Annotated in this window: 14 protein-coding genes; 5 read left to right on the top strand and 9 right to left on the bottom strand. The window is 39.5% G+C overall.

What is annotated here, in order from left to right:
* The first annotated feature begins 9 nt into the window (after positions 1–9).
* The 3 genes from BLS35_RS25440 (at position 10) to BLS35_RS25430 (ending at position 4971) form a co-directional block, all read left to right on the top strand.
* Entirely contained in the window at positions 10–3387 is a 3378-nt protein-coding gene (locus BLS35_RS25440; RefSeq protein WP_090786815.1) for a collagen-like domain-containing protein, read from the top strand.
* 126 nt (positions 3388–3513) lie between these two features.
* Positions 3514–4359 carry a hypothetical protein gene (locus BLS35_RS25435; RefSeq protein WP_132226074.1) on the top strand — a complete coding sequence of 282 codons (846 nt, stop codon included), beginning with the start codon at positions 3514–3516 and terminating at the stop codon, positions 4357–4359.
* Positions 4360–4404: 45 nt separating this feature from the next.
* The gene (locus BLS35_RS25430; protein WP_090786810.1) at positions 4405–4971 is read left to right on the top strand and encodes a hypothetical protein; all 567 of its coding nucleotides are present in this window, start codon (positions 4405–4407) and stop codon (positions 4969–4971) included.
* A 68-nt stretch (positions 4972–5039) separates the two neighbouring features.
* On the opposite strand, the gene BLS35_RS25425 is transcribed toward BLS35_RS25430, so the two are convergent.
* From BLS35_RS25425 to BLS35_RS25385, 9 genes are all read right to left on the bottom strand, one after another.
* Positions 5040–5858 (bottom strand): enoyl-ACP reductase FabI, encoded by an 819-nt coding sequence (locus BLS35_RS25425; protein WP_090786807.1) that lies wholly within the window; start codon positions 5856–5858, stop codon positions 5040–5042.
* Between the two features lie 60 nt (positions 5859–5918).
* Positions 5919–7580: a DNA repair protein RecN gene (gene recN, locus BLS35_RS25420; RefSeq protein ID WP_090786802.1), complete on the bottom strand. Its 1662-nt coding sequence runs from the start codon at positions 7578–7580 to the stop codon at positions 5919–5921.
* A 97-nt stretch (positions 7581–7677) separates the two neighbouring features.
* Positions 7678–9303: a M56 family metallopeptidase gene (locus tag BLS35_RS25415; protein WP_090786799.1), complete on the bottom strand. Its 1626-nt coding sequence runs from the start codon at positions 9301–9303 to the stop codon at positions 7678–7680.
* A 3-nt stretch (positions 9304–9306) separates the two neighbouring features.
* Positions 9307–9690 carry a BlaI/MecI/CopY family transcriptional regulator gene (locus tag BLS35_RS25410; RefSeq protein ID WP_090786796.1) on the bottom strand — a complete coding sequence of 128 codons (384 nt, stop codon included), beginning with the start codon at positions 9688–9690 and terminating at the stop codon, positions 9307–9309.
* Positions 9691–9789: 99 nt separating this feature from the next.
* Positions 9790–10695: a type IX secretion system protein PorD gene (locus BLS35_RS25405; protein WP_090786791.1), complete on the bottom strand. Its 906-nt coding sequence runs from the start codon at positions 10693–10695 to the stop codon at positions 9790–9792.
* Positions 10692–11891: a bifunctional phosphopantothenoylcysteine decarboxylase/phosphopantothenate--cysteine ligase CoaBC gene (coaBC, locus tag BLS35_RS25400; protein WP_090786788.1), complete on the bottom strand. Its 1200-nt coding sequence runs from the start codon at positions 11889–11891 to the stop codon at positions 10692–10694. Before coaBC ends, BLS35_RS25405 begins: the two co-directional genes overlap by 4 nt.
* A 44-nt stretch (positions 11892–11935) precedes the next feature.
* A complete protein-coding gene (locus tag BLS35_RS25395; RefSeq protein WP_090786785.1) occupies positions 11936–12262 on the bottom strand; it encodes a DNA-directed RNA polymerase subunit omega in 327 nt (108 codons plus the stop codon).
* Between the two features lies 1 nt (position 12263).
* On the bottom strand, positions 12264–13193 hold the full coding sequence (locus BLS35_RS25390) for an outer membrane protein assembly factor BamD (protein ID WP_090786782.1): 930 nt from the start codon (positions 13191–13193) through the stop codon (positions 12264–12266).
* 178 nt (positions 13194–13371) lie between these two features.
* Entirely contained in the window at positions 13372–15858 is a 2487-nt protein-coding gene (locus BLS35_RS25385) for a TonB-dependent receptor (protein ID WP_090786779.1), read from the bottom strand.
* A gap of 150 nt (positions 15859–16008) precedes the next feature.
* On the opposite strand from BLS35_RS25385, the gene BLS35_RS25380 reads away from it, so the two are divergent.
* Entirely contained in the window at positions 16009–16599 is a 591-nt protein-coding gene (locus BLS35_RS25380; protein ID WP_090786776.1) for an RNA polymerase sigma-70 factor, read from the top strand.
* Positions 16600–16682: 83 nt separating this feature from the next.
* Positions 16683–17837 carry a FecR family protein gene (locus BLS35_RS25375; RefSeq protein WP_090786772.1) on the top strand — a complete coding sequence of 385 codons (1155 nt, stop codon included), beginning with the start codon at positions 16683–16685 and terminating at the stop codon, positions 17835–17837.
* The last annotated feature ends 107 nt before the right edge of the window (positions 17838–17944 follow it).

Below are 17944 nucleotides of genomic sequence, written 5' to 3'. Positions count from 1 at the left end.
ACATATATCATGAAGAAGTATACTTTATTACTGTTGTTTTTTGTGCTTTTGGCGATACCAGGAACCTTTGCGCAAAGTGGGTTAAATGGCATCAATTATCAGGCCGTAGCCCGAAATATAAATGGTACTGTGTTGGCTAATCAACCGGTTAAAGTTAAAATATCTATTCTTGGTGGCTCAGCCGGTGGGGCTATTCAGTACCAGGAAAACCATAATTTAAGTACAAACCAGTTGGGTTTGTTTACTTTACAGATCGGTAGAGGTACCGCGTCAACAGGTACGTTTGCCGCTGTGCCCTGGCAAAATACCAATCAATACTTAAAAGTTGAACTAGCTATAGGTAGCGGTAGCTTTTCTGACCTTGGTACTACACAATTGATGAGTGTTCCTTATGCTTTATTTGCTGCAAATAGTAATCCGGGAGCAATAGGTCCGCAAGGTTTGCAAGGCCCTGCTGGTCCTACGGGCATAGCTGGTGCAAACGGTGCTGACGGAGCTCCCGGATTAAAAGGAGACAAAGGAGATAAGGGGGATCCGGGAATTCAAGGTGTTGCTGGAGCTGTTGGCCCTGCCGGAGCAAATGGTACGGCAGGCGCTGCCGGGATTCCCGGTCCAAAAGGAGATAAGGGAGATCCCGGTGCAGTTGGTCCCGTCGGAGTAACTGGCTCACAAGGTCCGATAGGTCCAAAAGGTGATCCGGGAGATATTACCAATTCAGTTGCAGGAGGTGATTTATCAGGTAATTATCCTAACCCAACCATCGAAAATGATAAAATAACAACCTCAAAAATACTTGATGGCTCAGTAACCCTCCCCAAATTAGCAGTGGGTATTATACCTGCAGCTTTGCCTCCAAATGGTACAGCGGGTGGCGATTTGGGCGGAACATACCCAAATCCTAAAGTAATAGCTTTACAAAATAAACCAGTATCCAATATAGCTCCGCTTGCCGATCAATATTTGAAATTTGATGGTGCAAATTGGATACCAGCTGCAATTATGGGTGGTACAGCATTTAGCTTGCCTTATTCTGGTGTTTCATCAGCTGATAATGTTATTCCTTTTAGCATAACCAATAATTCGACAAGCCTAAGATCTGCAGGCAGTTTCGAAAATACCAGTGTAAGTAATTCTGAACCGGCCATTTTGGGTAGCAATAAATCTGAGGAAAATTTCGGTGTGGGGGTTCAAGGTTTGGCAAATTCCAATACAACTTCCAAAACTTCGTCGGGTGTTTCGGGGCAACTGCTGGGTAGTGGAAAATTTGGCGCTGGTGTTTTTGGCTCTGCAGAAAATGCGACCGGTGTTTCTGGGAATACACAAAAAGGAGTTGGTGTAAGTGGCTTTGCAGCAGCGGTAGGGGGGTACGCAGGTATATTCAATGGTAATGGTGGTAGTACTGCATTGCTAACAATTGGGAAGCTTACATTTCAAAGTATTGGCGAAGCTGCCGGCAAAGTATTAACGAGTGATGCTGCGGGAAATGCTACCTGGCAACCCCCGACTGTTGCTGCCGGTTTTTCCTTGCCTTATTCTGCCACACAGAGTAATGTAAATCCTCTTTTTAATATTGTCAATAGCTCTACAGATGTCAAGGCTGTTGCGATTAGAGCTGAAATAACCTCCACTACAGGTTTGTTTTCGGATGCTGTTTCCTTCCTTGGAGAAAACAAGAACACGGCGGTAAATGATTTTCAATCGGCAGGTATTAAAGGTACTCATGCAGGTTATGGTATTGGTATTTATGGTGTTTCAGAGCAAGGTCGCGGTATTTTTGGTATTTCACCTTTGGGCGTTGGCGTAACGGGAAGCAGCAATTCTGGTACAGGATTGATGGCTTTTAGTGCTGCCGGACCTGCAGCGGAATTTAAACTCACTAACCCAACCAATTCAAATAATGTGTTAACAATAACAACTGGAGGTACGGGTAAAGGAATAAACGTGAATACAGTAAAAGGATCTGCTATAGACGCAACAAATAGCGCTAGCGATGCATATGCAACTGCTATCACCGGAACGATATCCAGTCAAGGTACTTTCGCTTCAGCTTTGCGCGGGGTAAGTACTGGAGTACAGGGTATTGGGATTTGGGGATCTCAAGAGAATAGTGGCTGGGGTGTTTATGGTACTTCTGTCCACGGCAATGGAGTTTTTGCTTCGACAACTGATGGTGCAGGGCTTAGTGGATCTGCAAATGGAAGTGGCTATGGGGTTTATGGAGCTAGCGCAACTGGTATTGCTGGTTTTTTCAATAACACCGCCCAAGCGAATAACAGTACAACATTAAAGGGGCTAACTGTTGGTTCTGGTGCTGCAATTGAGGGAATAAACAGTTCTACCGCTACAAATGCCGTTGCTGTTCGGGCTGAGATCTCTTCCACAAGTGCTGGATCACTTTCTATAGCTGTAAGGGGCGAAAACAAGAACCTGGGGAGCAATGGATACGGTGTATACGGTACTCACGCTGGAGTTGGCGGAACAGGTGTTTATGGAACTGTCAGTAATGGGATCGGTGTATTTGGAGAATCAAAAAGTGGTGGTAACGGTGTGTATGCCGCGAGTATAGATGGAATTGGTTTGAGGGCAATCAGTCAAAATGGGGCTGCGGGTACTTTTTCCAGCGGTACAGGGCTTGCCATACAAACTACAAAAGGAAATGTAGAAGTAAATGGTAAGCTAAATGTAAATGATGTTTCAACTGGGGGGCAAGCTGTTAATGTGCAGACAACGGGGGCGGCAATAGCTGGCTATTTTGTAAACTTAAGCGGGAGTACGGCATCGCCAGCAGTCTCTGCGCTTACCTTTGGTACGGGGCCTGCGCTTATTGCTACAGCTTTTGGCAGCCCCGGTACCAGTAATGTTGCTATCTTTAAAAATAACCCATTTGTTTCTGCAAATCCAGCAACCAATGTCGCTAGGATTGATAATGCAGGGACAGGCTTTTTTAACGGTGGTACGCAAAATAGTGGCGCTGACATTGCCGAAGCTTTTGATGTTTTTGGAAGTGTAACAGCTTATGAACCTGGAGATATCCTGATCATTTCTCGAGATCAGGATCGGGCGGTTGAAAAATCAAATGGTGCGTATTCTAATTTGGTAGCGGGTGTTTATGCAACAAAACCAGGCGTTTTGTTGACTGAAGAACATATTGATACCGACCTGAGTGCAAAAGTACCTATGGGTGTAATCGGGGTAATACCAACCAAAGTTTGTTTAGAAGGCGGAGTAATTAAGCGTGGTGATATGCTGGTTACTTCATCACAACCTGGCGTAGCTATGAAAGCAGATTTAACAAAGGTAAAAGTAGGTGAGGTTTTAGGTAAATCATTGGAAGCTTTTGATGGAGCGGGGATACAGAAAATAAAGGTATTGGTTAGTATTAAATAAACTTATCATTTTACAAGGTAAATATTTCTCTCCCTTTAACGATTAAACAAATAGGTTCATCGATTAATGTACCATTGGAGGGTGTGTGACTGCTATCTTCAATCTATTATGCTAAAGCCTATGAAAATGACAAAACAACTTATAAGCCTGGCTCTTATTGGGCTCATGGTATTGATTCTTTCATGTTCAAAAAAGAAAGATACAGCTGAACCTGAAAAAGAAGATATGACAGGTAAAATTGTAATTACCGATCGGACGTATGCTGCTAATGAAGATCTATATATATTCAATTTAAGTGTGAAAAATGACCCTAAGAAACTGGTCTTTAAAATGACTAATGGTAAATTTAAGTTTTCCGCATCACTGCCACTAGGTGCGGCCAGTAGTTTTAAGGCGGATAAAAATTGGCCAACAAGCTGGACAAGCGTCCGGATGATTCCCGAATTTCAGTCTGAATTTGTAAATAATGATAAGCCTGAAGAAGTGTACGATTACCATTATTCTACAATAAGAACTTATGAAAGCTTTTTTGGTAATTTGCCTCCGGCATGGAAGGTCCCTGGTAAAATATCAGGTGGTGCTTCTCTTTATGAAGCATATATTGTCAATTACAGTAATAATTCTATCTACTTTGATGTAAGATCACAACAGTATCTTTATGTAAAAGGAGGTGCCAATCAGTTTATTGATGGATATAAGATTAGCGATTTGGTTAAAAAGCCCAATGGAAATATGGACGCAGATCCTATTGACTGGTCGAAAGCTGATCTTATTTTTTCTTTTAACACGACCTACAATGGAAAAGATGTCAGTCAGATTGTATTTGTTGACCTGAATACGAATACCTACGCTTCCTTTGTCCGCAATAAGCTGGATGATCCCGTAAACGGTGCTGATAAAGGCCGACAAACGTTGCTAACAACCCAATGGGAGCCTGTTAGTAACCTGTTTGAGGGTTGGCCTTTGAATTAAAACCTATGCTTACGAAACCATATCTGATTACAAAAATATATACCTATGAAAAACGTAATATTGATCGCGCTTGTTACGATAACAGCGTTAATTGCCTGCAGTAAAAAAAAGGAGAGCAGTGCGGGTGCCAGTGAATTCTTTTCTGTAAAAGTCGATGGTGTACTGTGGGAAGCCTTTCCGGATGAAGAATTCAAAGAGTACAATGTAAGTCATTCGGCTATTGACGGGCAGTTTTCTATTTTTGCAGTGGCAAAAGATGGTTCAACTATGGATCTTTCTTTTCATTCCATCGATAAAATAGGAGTAGGAAATTATCCTGCAACCGAAAATGATAACGGTACTCACAGTGGCGTATTTTACAATCCTGAAGTTGGGGGCAAAAGTTCTGATAAATATATGTCGGCTACTACATCGGAAGTTCCAATACAACAAAATGTAGTGCAGATTAGTAAAATAGATAAATCGGATCCCAAAGCCTATATTATTGAGGGTACTTTTTCGCCCACCTTATATGCAGCGTATGCAACCAATCCAAAGCGTACTTCTAAATTAACAGAAGGAAAGTTCCGGGTGATTTATCATGCTGGAGGAACAAATGATCCGCCATTTTGATGATCAATCTATATTGCAAATTTTATAAACCCCGGAGCTTTTTAAGCTTCGGGGTTTTAATTTTATAATTATTGTTGTTCAATGCCCATTTTCTGCATCACGATGTCACTCACTCCAGTTGAAGAGTAGCCGCCATCATGGAAAAGGTTTTGCATAGTTACCATGCGGGTTAAATCAGAGAATAAAGTTACGCAGTAATCTGCACAAGATTCAGCATCTGCATTACCCAATGGAGCAATAGCGTCAGCATAATCATAAAAATCACCAAAACCTTTAATACCAGTACCGGCAGTAGTTTTGGTTGGTGATTGAGAAACTGTATTGATACGTACTTTTTTCTCTAAACCATAGTGGTAACCAAAGCTACGGGCAATTGATTCCAACATAGCTTTAATATCAGCCATGTCTGTATAGAATGGGTAGGTGCGTTGAGCAGCCATATAAGTAAGCGCTACCACACTACCACCTTCACTAATGGCATCTAGTTTTTTAGCAACAGCAAGCATTTTGTGAAAGGACATAGCCGAAACATCGATACCTTTCATAAAGTAATCGTAATTAGATTCTGTATAAGGGATCTTTTTACGAATGTTTACACTCATACCGATAGAGTGCAATACAAAATCTATTTTACCGCCTAATATTTCTTGTGATTGGGTAAACAAGTTGGTTAGCTCATCTACATTGGTTGCATCTGCAGGAATAATTTGTGATCCTGTCTTTTCAGCCAAAGCATTAATCTCTCCCATACGCATCGCGATAGGGGCATTTGTTAAAACAAATGTTGCGCCTTCTTCGTGTGCTTTTTCTGCAACTTTCCAGGCAATGGAATTTTGATCTAATGCGCCTGTGATGATGCCGCGTTTACCTTTTAATAAGTTATACATAGTATGTCTGTTTTAAAACAGGCCGAAGTTAATGATTTTTTTCTTTGCAGAATACCGCATTTAGTTTTTATAACCCAGCAGGTCTTTAGCATTCTCCATGGCCGAAGCACCCGGTGTTTTGCCGCTCAACATCTCCGCAATTGCACTTACCCGGTCAGCATTACTTAGCTTGCGAATGCCGGTTGTAGTACGCTCACTTTGCTCATTTTTATAAACAAAGTAGTGTGCATCGCCTTTGGCTGCAATTTGAGGTAAGTGCGTAATACAAATTACCTGCATGTTCTTTTCCAACTCTCCAATTACATCTCCAACGCGTAAAGCGGTTTCTCCGGAGATTCCCGTGTCGATTTCATCAAATATTAAGGTAGGCAAGGAAGTGTGCTTAGCCATAATAGATTTAATGGCTAACATTAAACGTGAAAGCTCACCGCCAGAGGCTACTTTGCCTACCGGAGCAGGTGCTTGACCGCTATTGGCAGAGAAGAGTAAGCTGATGAGGTCTTTACCGTCTTTATTGAGTGCTGCGGCTTGTGATTGTTCAATCTTTATTTTTGCATTGGGCATGCCAACTTGATGTAAGATCTTGCCAACACTAGCTTCAGTATTCAGGATCGCCTTAGTCCTATTTGCAGATAGCTTTCCAGCCATGATTTCCAAATCAGCTTGTAATAGCTCCAAGGCTTTGATCAACTGTTCAATCTCCTCATCGCTGCTTAAAAGGTTAGCTAGATTATCAGATAATTGATGCTGAATGTTTAGTAATTCTTCAATGTTGTTTACCCTGTGTTTTTGCTGTAATCCATAGATAAGGTCCAAACGGGCATTGATCTCATCAATCCGGGCAGGATTGAAAACAATATGTTCTTCCAGTCCAGCTGTTTCGGCGGCAATATCTTTTACCTCAATTAAAACCGAGCGCAGTCGCTCATTTAAAGCTTCGTATTCAGGATTAAATTTTTCTACATTTTGGAATTGGCCAACCACTTCTTTTAAAATGGGAAGGATGGCAGTTTCTTCTTCGCTTAATAAATTGTAAGCGGTAAGCAAGCTCCTTTTAATGCTTTCCGCATTATTCAGCATTTGCAATTCGGTTTCCAGTTTTTCCTGTTCATCAGCTTGTAAGCTTGCACTTTCTAGTTCATTAAACAGAAATTGCTCATAATCTTGCTTATTCCGGGCTTCATTGGCCTTTGTTTGCAATTCGGACAAATGCTGCTGCTGTTGTTTGTACAGCTTAAATTTGTTGCGGTAGTCCATTAGTAATGGCTGATGACCAGCAAGCGTATCTACAACCAATAATTGGAATGAGGGATCACTAACTTCTTGCGTAGCATGTTGGGAGTGAATGTCGATTAGTCGCTCACCAATCTGCTTCATTACCGTAAGGGTTACTGGGGTATCATTGATGAATGCCCTCGATTTTCCATCAGTGGAAATTTCCCTTCTCAACGTGTTTTCTTTGTAAAAGTCGACATCGTTTTCTTCAAATAAGGATTGCAGCTGAGTATCGGCTAATAAAAACCAGCCTTCTATAATGCATTTCTTATCCTGATTAAAAAAGTACTTTGTTTCTGCACGTTGTCCAAGTATTAGAGATAATGCACCAAGCATAATCGATTTACCGGCGCCAGTTTCACCAGTGATGATGTTCAAACCTTTGTCAAGTTCCAGATCAACACTGTCTATCAAAGCGTAGTTACGGATGGAAAGTTTTTGTAGCATATATGATGTTGCTAAATTATGAAAACTTAGCGATGAACTCCACAAAAAAAGGCAGAAGATTATCCTCTGCCTTTTGATTACATTGTGTATTGGTCTGTTAATGAGATGTACTGTCTGTTGCTGACTGATTTTTCTTTTTGATGGCTTCAACATCAGCATCAAATTTCTTTTTTAATTCTTTATACTCAGCAGAATTTTGAAGCGCTTTTGCTTTCTCCACCTCTTTTTCTATGCTTTTTTTAAACTCTGGTGAGTTGAAGTGTCGCTCTATTTCTTTGGCTTGCTTTTCAATTTGCACTTGTTGTTGTTTCCATTTTTCAGAATTGAAATACTTTTCCATCTTCATTGCCTGTTTTTCTACTTCTCTAGCCTGTAGTTCGATTGCTTTAGCATCGAAATTTTTACTGAAGCCTTCTGCCATTTTTTTAACATCTGCCTGCCATTTTGGAGATTTTAAAAAAGCAAGGCTTTGGTTGATTGTCGAGTCTATATTAAATTGAAAGTCATTGACAAGGGCAAGGCTATCTTTAAATTTTTGGTCAGTACCATTTACTTTTACACATACGGTTTTAACCTTAAGCTTTTTCTTTGGTGTATCAATGTTTATTTTTAGTACACCATATCGGGCATCTGGTGCCGTAGAGGTAATGCTCAAAGAATGGTCAGTTCTGTTGGTTACCACGAGTTCAGTTGACTTAGGTTTAATTTTTGGTGTTGCTATTTTTGCCGGACTGATCCAGGCCAATGAGAGTATTGCAACTACGGCAAGCATGGTTGCAAAAAGCTGTTGCTTTGCATTCCTGTAATTTGTTTTCATATCAGTAATTCTTTTTATACGTTGATACAAGTGTTGTTGTTTACCCGACGCAGCCATGGAAAGAGTGGGGGTAGATTTATCTTTAAGGATTTCCAGTTTTAAAAGCGCATGAGCATACGTTAGTGGAGTTCCTGTAAGCGAAAGTACCAGATCGTCGCAAGCATGCTCGCGTTCTATATTGATAAATTTGCCACTTAGCCATACAAAAGGGTTAAAGAACATTAGCGTTTCTATGGCTGTTTTTATCAGGTTCAGCAGATAATCATTCCTTCTAATGTGCGAAAGTTCATGAATCAGGATGGCCTCAACTTGTTTAATATCTAGCTGTGCAACAAGAGCGATCGGAAAAAGAACTATAGGTTTAAAATAACCAACTACCAATGGCATGTTTACATGTTCAGACAAATAGAAACCGACTTGCCGACGCAGGTTTAGCTTGGAAAAGAGTTCTTCGAAAGTGATTTGCCAAGCCAGGGGTACCGCTTGCTTACCAGATTGCTTTAGTAAATGCACTTTTCTGTAGCCAACGGAAAGGATAACCAGTTGCAAAAGCAAACCAATTGTATAAGCGCCTACCAGTAAAGGGAAAAACTGCTCTGTACGGCTACCAATGGTATCGGAGAAACCTGATAGATACGGATTGTTGATAAGCTGATGACCAAGGTCTGCAACGGGAGCTGATTTCCCTGCAGCAGGCCATTTAAAGGAGTAGAAAAAGGTAATGATAAAACTTGTAAACATCATGCAAATGGCCCCGTAGGCAAGGTTGTGCTTTAATTTTGCGGTTACGCGAGGTAAAATCGCAACCAGTACTAACAATAATCCGTAAATAATTGCCGCCTGCCATAAAGAGTGAAAAATACTCCATCCTGTTGCTTTGATTAAGTTGTTTACAATTGCTTCCATTTTTTATTGATTACTTAGTCCGTCTAAATATTTTTTTATTGAATCAATCTCCTCCTTGCTTGCAGTATGGTTGCCCAGCGCTTGCATAACCATACGCGCCGCCGAGCCATTAAAAACATTGTCTATCATTTTATCAACCAGGTGCTGTTGGGTTTTTTCCTGGTTTAGTAAGGCGCGGTAGATATGCGTTTTAGAAGAAGCGTCCCGGGCCACTAAACCTTTCTCTAGCATAATCTGCATGAGTTTAAGCGTTGTTGTATAGCCGGCATCTTTATTCTTTTCTAAAATCTCGTGTACATCCCTAACCGTACAGTTTCCCTTTTCCCACAGAATCTGTAAGATTTCGAGTTCGCTTTCTGTAGGTTTAAGGTTATTTATCGCTGCCATAATCTTTATCTACGAATTGTTTCGTAATCAAATATACGAATCTGTTCGTATATTAAAAATAGTTTAACATATTTTTTTTAATGTGTTGTAATAAAGGGGTTAACGGGAATTTTTTAGCGCTTCGTATTTATTGATGTTGGCTGGATCAATTTCAGAGAGCAGGTTGTATGCCTGAATTTTATCCTGGGGATTGGTGGCAGAAAGGATATTAACCAGTTCATCAGCTTTGGTAGCTAGATACATGTTAGGAAAAATAGAACCTAGCTTTTGCTTATCCATTTTTTTTAAGGCCGATAGGAGGGTGATGATTCTTTTGGTTCCAGCAATTGGATCTTCTTGCATCAGGTCCAGTCCATTCAAGTGGTAATCGTAAATAAACTGTCTCAGTTCCTCAAAACTTTTATTCTGTAGGTTCTCATTTAACCAATATCTGTTTTTTAAGCCATCGAACGCCTTCCAGCCCTTGTTGCCAGATACTTGAGCAACATTTAAAATATTCTGAGCTTTATTGTAAAAATACGTACCGCCTAATTTATTAAAGCTGTCTTTATCCAAACCGATAATGGTGTATGCATAAAAACTAAGAAGAGAGCTTAAATTGGAAATAAAGTTCTGATCAGAGAAATCTAAAGATTGGCCTTCATTGTAATTAAAATCGTAATCCTTGTCGCTGATGTTCAACAAAGTGCTATTGTATGCGGTGTTGTAAACCGGTCTGCTCGATTGAATCTGTGCCTCAGCTTTATAGCCCGCCCCCCCATCCCAGGCCGTTATCGTGATCACAAAATTACACTCAATGCGCTCAATAGGTGTATAAGTTTCATTACTCCACTTATTGTTGTTTAAAAACTCCCTGATGATATTTTGAAGTATTTCTAAATTTCTTTTATTGATGTTCGGAACGGTAGGCGCCAGTATCTGTACCCTGGCATTTAGTTCTTGTGCTATACTATAAGTACTGCAGAAAAAAAGGATTAAGAAAATGAGGGAGTAGCGTTTTTTCATGCTTTGGCCAGTTTTAATATTTCATTACAGATGTCAATTGCCACGGCTGTCTTCGATTTCATTTCAAAAACGTTTTTTTCAGCAGCTTTATTAAATATAGTTATTTTATTGGTATCCATTTTAAAGCCAGCACCTTTATCGTTCAGCGAATTGAGCACAATAAGGTCTAGATTTTTTTTGACCAACTTACCTTTTGCATATTCTTCCTCATTCTCAGTTTCCAAAGCAAAACCAACCAATATTTGTCCTGCTTTTTTTAACTGTCCGAGTGTAGCCAGGATGTCTTCAGTCTTTTTTAACTCCAGACTAAATTCGCTACTCGTTTTTTTAATCTTCTGATTGGCTTTTTGTACGGGAGTATAATCTGCAACAGCAGCACTCATTACTGTGATCTCAGCAGCATTAAACTCAGCTTTACAGGCATGTAGCATATCAGCAGCACTCACTACATCAATACGTTTCAATGGGTAAGTACTTTTTTCCGAAGTAGGGCCTGTAATCAGTGTTACGTCGGCACCTAAACTGGCAAACCGATCTGCAATAGCAAAACCCATCTTACCTGAAGAGTGATTTCCAATAAAACGTACAGGATCGATAGCTTCATAAGTTGGACCGGCAGTAACCAATACCTTTTTTCCCAATAAGGGGAGTGAAGCACTTACTGCATCCGATAAGAAAGCAACAATTTCTTCTGGTTCGGCCATTCTACCTTCCCCATATAAACCGCTTGCCAGCTCGCCACTTCCAGGTTTAATCACCTGATTTCCGTATGAGAGTATTTTATTAATATTAGCTTGAGTACTCTCATGTTTCCACATATCCAGGTCCATTGCCGGAGCAACAAATACCGGGCATTTAGCGGATAAGTAGACAGCCGTAAGTAGGTTATCGCATAAGCCACCAGCCATTTTGGCTAAAGTGTTGGCACTTGCTGGGGCAATAACCATTAAGTCTGCCCAAAGGCCCAATTCTACATGGTTGCTCCAAACGCCGGTTTCTTCTTCGAAATATTGTGTGTAAACAGGATTCTTACTGAGGGTAGCCAGGGTGAGGGGAGTAATGAAATTTCCCGCGTCGGCTGTAAGAATTACTTTGACGTTTGCGCCAGCCTTTACCAGTAGTCTTACTAGTATAGCTGATTTATAAGCTGCAATGCTGCCGCAAACGCCAAGAATTATTTTTTTATTTTTTAGCATGGTTTTAATGAATGCATTGATGCAAATAACCCCTATGCGTAATGTTATTGTTGCTCTTTAGCAGGATTTCTGTAATAGATTTTATCGTTCAAGAACTCGTCAATAGCGATTAAGCTAGGCTTAGGTAAACGCTCATAGTACTTGCTGATTTCAATCTGCTCTCTGTTTTCAAAAATCTCTTCCAGGTTGTCATTAGAAGAAGCAAACTCAGCTAATTTGCCATGAAGCTCTTCTTTCATATTGTTAGAAATTTGATTGGCCCTTTTAGAAATAATAACTAAAGACTCATAAATATTATGTGTTTTCTGATCCAGGTCATTAACATTTCTGGTAACCGTAGTATTCGGTACAGTGGTTTTATTAGTGTTCATATTATTTGATGGGGGTTTTAGTAGTAATACTGTCTCTTTTAGCATCCTTTTCCAGCAATGCTTTATATTTTGTTTGGTTTTTTTCTACTTCAGCAAGGAAAGTTTTTGCTTTCTCTATACCATTTTGACTAGCTTTCTTTAAAGAATTGGCCTCTGGTAATAGTTTGCTTTGTGGATGCGCTTCAATAAATTCATCTGCATAAGCGATAGCTTCATTAAAACGATCTTCCTGACGAATTTCGTAGCTATTTCTTGCATACTCATATTGTGATTTGATAATCAGCAAGTCCATTTCTTCCGCATACTTAATATCCGGGAAATCAATTTGAGCATTTTTCAATGCAATAACTGCCGATTGGTAATTCACCGCATTAGCGCCTGCACCGCCAAGGTCGTAATATAGCTTCGCATTGGTATAAGCTTTATCCTCTAGTTTTGCGCGCAACAGACCAATGTATTTGGCTGCATCGATAGCACGTTCGCTCTTAGGGTAAAAGTTGATGAATAGTTGTAAGGCATCAATTGCTTTGTAGGTATTTTCCTGATCCAGACTAGGTGCCGGCGAATCAAGGTAATAGCAATATGCACTCATATATCTGCATTCCTCAGCATATTTACTGGTAGGATAGGTGTCGGCAAATGATTTAAACTGATACCTTGCAGTAGTGTAATCTTTTAGTTTATATAGCGTTAGGGCATAGTGATAGTTCAACTCTTCAGCTTCAGCTCTACCCCTGTACTTCTGAGAAAGGTCTTCAAACAAGATTAACGCTTTTGCGTAATTTTTCTTGTTATACAGTCGCATAGCTTCCTGATATTTTTTAGCTACGTCATTGCTCAATCTGATTTTTTCAAACTGGCTTTTGCAGCCCGCAATGGTCAGGGCTATAATGGTGAAACTTAATAGTAGTACGTGTTTAATTTTAAACATTCTGCAAAGATAAGGTAATAATACGATAACGTCAATTAAAAATAATAGGACGCTAAGCTATGTAAAGGCATTGAAGGTAGCAAGGTCTTAACATAATTTAACAAATGACCATTTTTAAATGCAAACCGGGCTACCTTTTTACAGATAGCCCGGTTTTATAGGGATGGCAAATATCTATTTAGAATTTATAAGCTACTGTAGTCATGAATTGTCTTGGAGGGATAGGATTTACACTATAGTTCTCGTGAATGTAGTAATTCAGCTCATTCGTCAAGTTTGATAATTTGCCAAGGATACTGAATTTTTTGTAGCTATAACCCGCTGACAGATCAAAAGTAGTGAATCCTTTGACAGGGATAATACCTGTTGTTGTTCCAGCTTTATTGGTATTACGTCCTCCATTACGGTCGCCAGTATAAAACGCAGATGCACCGAGTTTTAAGCCTTTAACAACACCGTTGTTGAAAGTATAAAAAAGACTTCCGTTAGCTGTGTTTTTAGTCGTACCAACTAGACGTTCACCTTCTACTATCCCACTGATGATGGTCTCTTTATTAGTAGTAGGATCTGTATATGTCCTTGTGGCTGATGTACTGGTATAGCGCATGTAGTTGTAGCTATATCCAGCGATGAAATTTAACCCCTCAACGATAGTTCCCGTAATGTCAATTTCAACGCCATCACTTGCCGTTTTTCCGCTAAACTCTTTTAGGTTGCTATCGCCGTTGGGTTGGCCCTGAAGGTTTAAATCAGCCGTTTGTGCAAATCTGTTGTTAATAATTTTGTACCAGGTAAGGTTGGCTGATAGTTTTCCGTCAAGGAAGTCGTTTTTAACTCCGGCCTCATATTGATCAATAATGGATGGTCGCATTGGCGCATTTGTAGCGACATCTGTACCAGCATTTGAAGTGAAATTGCTGGCGTAACTTGCATAGAAAGATGTTGCTTTAATAGGCTGATAAATGATACCTACTTTAGGTGAAAAGGCTTTATCTGTTTTATCCGCAGTTGTACCTTTAGCTTCTGTACCATCAGCAAGCGTTTTTATAGTTGTTGTTGGTGTCTTTTGATAAGTCCATCTGATACCTGCTAAAACTTTAAACTTCTCGCTAACAGCTACCATGTCCTGAACAAAGCCACCCACACGATAAATAGGAGCTTCTGTATTGGTCAATAAAGTTGTTTCTGGGGCATTAAAGTTTGTAGTGATATTGAACGAAGACAGATCAAGCAGATTTACCTGGTCATAATATTTTGATTTATCCGCAGCGGTTAGTGTATTTGGATTGCTGAAAGCAGCAGTTTTTATCTTGGATTGATCAGCATCTGCACCAATCAATAATGTATGTTTCAAAGAACCGGTTTGAAATATTCCAGTTAAGTTAACTTGTTGGTTGAAGGTAAGTTCTTTTATTTTAGATCTGGTAAGTGCACGATTCCAAATGCCATCTGTTTTTACAAAAGGACGTTCGCTAGAGAAATAGTTTCTATCATAAGATTGTAGGGATGCAGAAACATTTAATTTCCAGTCGTTATTAAATTTATGATTTAAAGCAGCTTGTGCGGTAGTCGTATTGGTTTTGTTATAAGCCCAATCCGTATTTATAAATACATTTCTGCCAAGTGGAGATACTTGGTTACCTACAGTGCCAATACCAAAATCTGGTGTATAGTCACTTTTTAAATAATCACCCTGGATGAGTAGATCTGTTTTTTCGCTAATTTGGTGTAGTATAGAAGGGTTAACATAGATTCTTTCAGAGTTTACTTTATCCCTAAAGCTACCGGCTTTTTCGTAAGTTCCAATTACGCGAACAGCAACATTTTTAGATATTGGGCCGTATAAATCAAGCGTTGGTTTATAGAAATCATAACTTCCTGCACGCATAGAAAACTCACCGCCATACTCAAATTTAGGCTTCTTAGTCACCATGTTAACCACAGCACCACCACTTACACCGCCATAAAGTAAAGCAGAACTACCTTTAAGTACTTCTACAGATTCTAATGTGCTGGCTTCTGGCATACCACCGATGGTTGTTCTAGCGCCATTTTTAAGCACATTGTTTGCACCAAGGCTATAACCACGAGCATAAAAGTTCTCGCCAACAGATCCGCGGTTAGCGCCCAAAGAAACGCCATTTACATTTTTAATGACATCAGCTAAGCGATTTGCTTGTTGATCTTCAATTACCTGAGTTCCTATGATTTGAACAGATTGCGGCAAATCTCTAGGGGCAATCGCTATTTTGCCAAGACTAACTGGTTTTTGATTAGGTGTTTGGTAACCACCAATCACTACTTCGTCAAGCTGTCCAGAGTTTTCTAAAAGCAGAAATTCAACAGTTACTGTTTGTCCTTCAATTACCGTTACTTTTTGAGTTTGAACTTTCAAACCTACATACGAGGTTTTTAAAGTATATTCTCCACTTTTTAAGTTGTTGAATTTGAAGTTCCCTTCTTCATTGGATAATGTTTTTCTATTGTTTTCAACTATTTGAATGGTAACATGGCCGGCTGACTTGCCATCATTAGTTCTTACTTTTCCCTTAATACCACCTCTAACTGGTGCAGACGCAAGTTGCGAAGGGCCCTCTTGAGCGAAAGCAGGTTGGGTTAATAAAAATATAATAGTGATAATGAAAAAAGAGTAGATATTCCTCATGGTGCTTATTTAGATTAATTCTAACGGCGGCAAATGTAAGATCTGAAATTTAGAACAGCAAATTTATTTAGAATAATTTTAAATAGATAATGAAAGAGAGATGCTGGACAGCTTTTTAGTAAATTTACCTTGGTAGGATAAAAAGGCATAGTGGTTACTTATCGTTTATATTCAGATCAAGAGCTTGTTGCTTTGTTGAGGCGAAGTGATGTGGCCGCGTTTACTGAGATTTATGATCGGTATTGGAACACTTTGATGGCAATTGCCTACAATCATACTAAAGACAAGTCTGCAGCGCAGGAGATTGTGCAATCACTTTTTATTGGAATCTGGAATAGGAGAGATCAATTGGATATACGGATATTAAAGAGGTATCTGGCGACAGCTGTAAAATTTTCGGTATTCAAACAGATAGAAAGAGAACGGCGGCGTAGAGATATAGAGAACAAGGAATATAAACTGAACGGTTATGCTGATGATGACCAAAAGATAGAAGCTAAATTTTTACAGGAGTATATCAATGGGCAAGTCGATTTGTTGCCTGAAAAGTGTCGCCTGGTTTTTAACTATAGTCGGGTTATTGGGATGACGATTCCTCAGATTGCAAAAAAGATGAATATCTCTGAAAAGACCGTTGAGGGCCACTTGACCAAAGGGTTGAAAACGATTAAAATGAACTTGAAAGATTCAGGAATATTGACGCTTGTTGTTTCTACGACCGTTCATGAAATATTGAAGTAACTATTTTCTCTTTTTTTTAAGTAGAGCAAGGGTAACCTATATTCTTATGGTACTTCATTGTAAACTGGCCAATATAGGGTGCTATGCAAAAAGAAGAAATACAGATCCTTGTTCATAAATACCTTAATGATAAAGCGACAGAGGATGAACTGAAGCAGTTGTCAATATGGTATAGCACTGCGCATATTGAAGAAATAGAATGGATGGCAGAAGTTAACAACGAAGAGGAGTTGTTAAAAGATGCTATGTTGCAGTATATAAAGAAGGAAGCGAGTATCGGAATTTTAAAGCCTGTAAGAAGATTATGGGCAAGAATTGCTACAGGAATCGCTGCTGCAGTTGCGCTTATTGCTTTTAGTATTTACTTCTATAATGATCATTCTATTTCAAACGATTATTTGCCAATCGTAAGCCAAAATGATATTGCACCTGGTGGAAAATCAGCAATATTAAAACTTGGAAATGGTAAGATAATGCAATTGAGCAATACCCATTCTGGAGTCGTTATCGGTGCAAACAAATTAACTTATAATGATGGATCGGATATTATTTACGGCTCAAAGAACAGTATACCTACCGTTCAAAATTTCGCGAGTGTAAGTACACCTCGTGGAAGTACTTATCAGGTAACATTGCCAGATGGTTCAAAAGTTTGGCTGAACGCAGAGAGCAGGGTAACATTCCCCACTATTTTTACGAATCATGTTAAGCGACAAAGGAGAGTTGAGTTGGTTGGTGAGGCATACTTTGAAGTAACAAAGGATCGCAGAAATCCTTTTATTGTAGTTAGCCGGGGACAAGAAGTAATGGTATTGGGCACGCATTTTAACGTGAGTTCTTATCCCGACGATATCAGCATGAAAACAACCTTATTAGAAGGTGCTGTAAAGGTTACCAATTTAACCGGTAACAAGTCTGAACAGATTGTACCTGGTCAGCAAGCTATAATAAAGCACGGGAAAATTGAGGTAATAGCTGCTAATATTGCTGAAGCAACTGCTTGGAAAGATGGTTATTTTAGATTTCATGAGCTTGAATTTGAAGCACTGATGAAAAAAATATCAAGATGGTATAATGTCGATTTTATTTACGAAGGTGGGCTGGATAGTTATAGAGATTTAGCATTCGGCGGAACCGTGTCCACCGCAAAACCTATTTCAGAAATACTCAATATTATTGAACGAACCGGGAAAGTCCACTTTGAAATACGTGGACGAAATATTAAAGTGAGCAGATGATCAACTATTTATAATTTGAAACCTAAACCAAACCAGAAAGTGAGAAAAAGAGCCCCCTGAATTTAAAGGAAAAGCTGAGATATAGAACAGCAGGAGCGCTTGCGACG

The sequence above is a fragment of the Pedobacter sp. ok626 genome, assembly GCF_900100435.1.
GTDB lineage: Bacteria > Bacteroidota > Bacteroidia > Sphingobacteriales > Sphingobacteriaceae > Pedobacter.
The sequence above is the reverse complement of the archived record's forward strand: the minus strand, read 5'-3'. Positions and strand labels throughout refer to the sequence as shown.

Bases quoted from the DNA above. Each gene is read 5' to 3' on its own strand.
- BLS35_RS25390 (WP_090786782.1), bottom strand. From the start codon at position 13,193: ATGTTTAAAATTAAACACGTACTACTATTAAGTTTCACCATTATAGCC.
- BLS35_RS25435 (WP_132226074.1), top strand. From the start codon at position 3,514: ATGACAAAACAACTTATAAGCCTGGCTCTTATTGGGCTCATGGTATTG.
- BLS35_RS25385 (WP_090786779.1), bottom strand. From the start codon at position 15,858: ATGAGGAATATCTACTCTTTTTTCATTATCACTATTATATTTTTATTA.
- BLS35_RS25375 (WP_090786772.1), top strand. From the start codon at position 16,683: ATGCAAAAAGAAGAAATACAGATCCTTGTTCATAAATACCTTAATGAT.
- BLS35_RS25395 (WP_090786785.1), bottom strand. From the start codon at position 12,262: ATGAACACTAATAAAACCACTGTACCGAATACTACGGTTACCAGAAAT.
- recN (WP_090786802.1), bottom strand. From the start codon at position 7,580: ATGCTACAAAAACTTTCCATCCGTAACTACGCTTTGATAGACAGTGTT.
- BLS35_RS25430 (WP_090786810.1), top strand. From the start codon at position 4,405: ATGAAAAACGTAATATTGATCGCGCTTGTTACGATAACAGCGTTAATT.
- BLS35_RS25440 (WP_090786815.1), top strand. From the start codon at position 10: ATGAAGAAGTATACTTTATTACTGTTGTTTTTTGTGCTTTTGGCGATA.
- BLS35_RS25425 (WP_090786807.1), bottom strand. From the start codon at position 5,858: ATGTATAACTTATTAAAAGGTAAACGCGGCATCATCACAGGCGCATTA.
- BLS35_RS25405 (WP_090786791.1), bottom strand. From the start codon at position 10,695: ATGAAAAAACGCTACTCCCTCATTTTCTTAATCCTTTTTTTCTGCAGT.
- coaBC (WP_090786788.1), bottom strand. From the start codon at position 11,891: ATGCTAAAAAATAAAAAAATAATTCTTGGCGTTTGCGGCAGCATTGCA.
- BLS35_RS25410 (WP_090786796.1), bottom strand. From the start codon at position 9,690: ATGGCAGCGATAAATAACCTTAAACCTACAGAAAGCGAACTCGAAATC.
- BLS35_RS25415 (WP_090786799.1), bottom strand. From the start codon at position 9,303: ATGGAAGCAATTGTAAACAACTTAATCAAAGCAACAGGATGGAGTATT.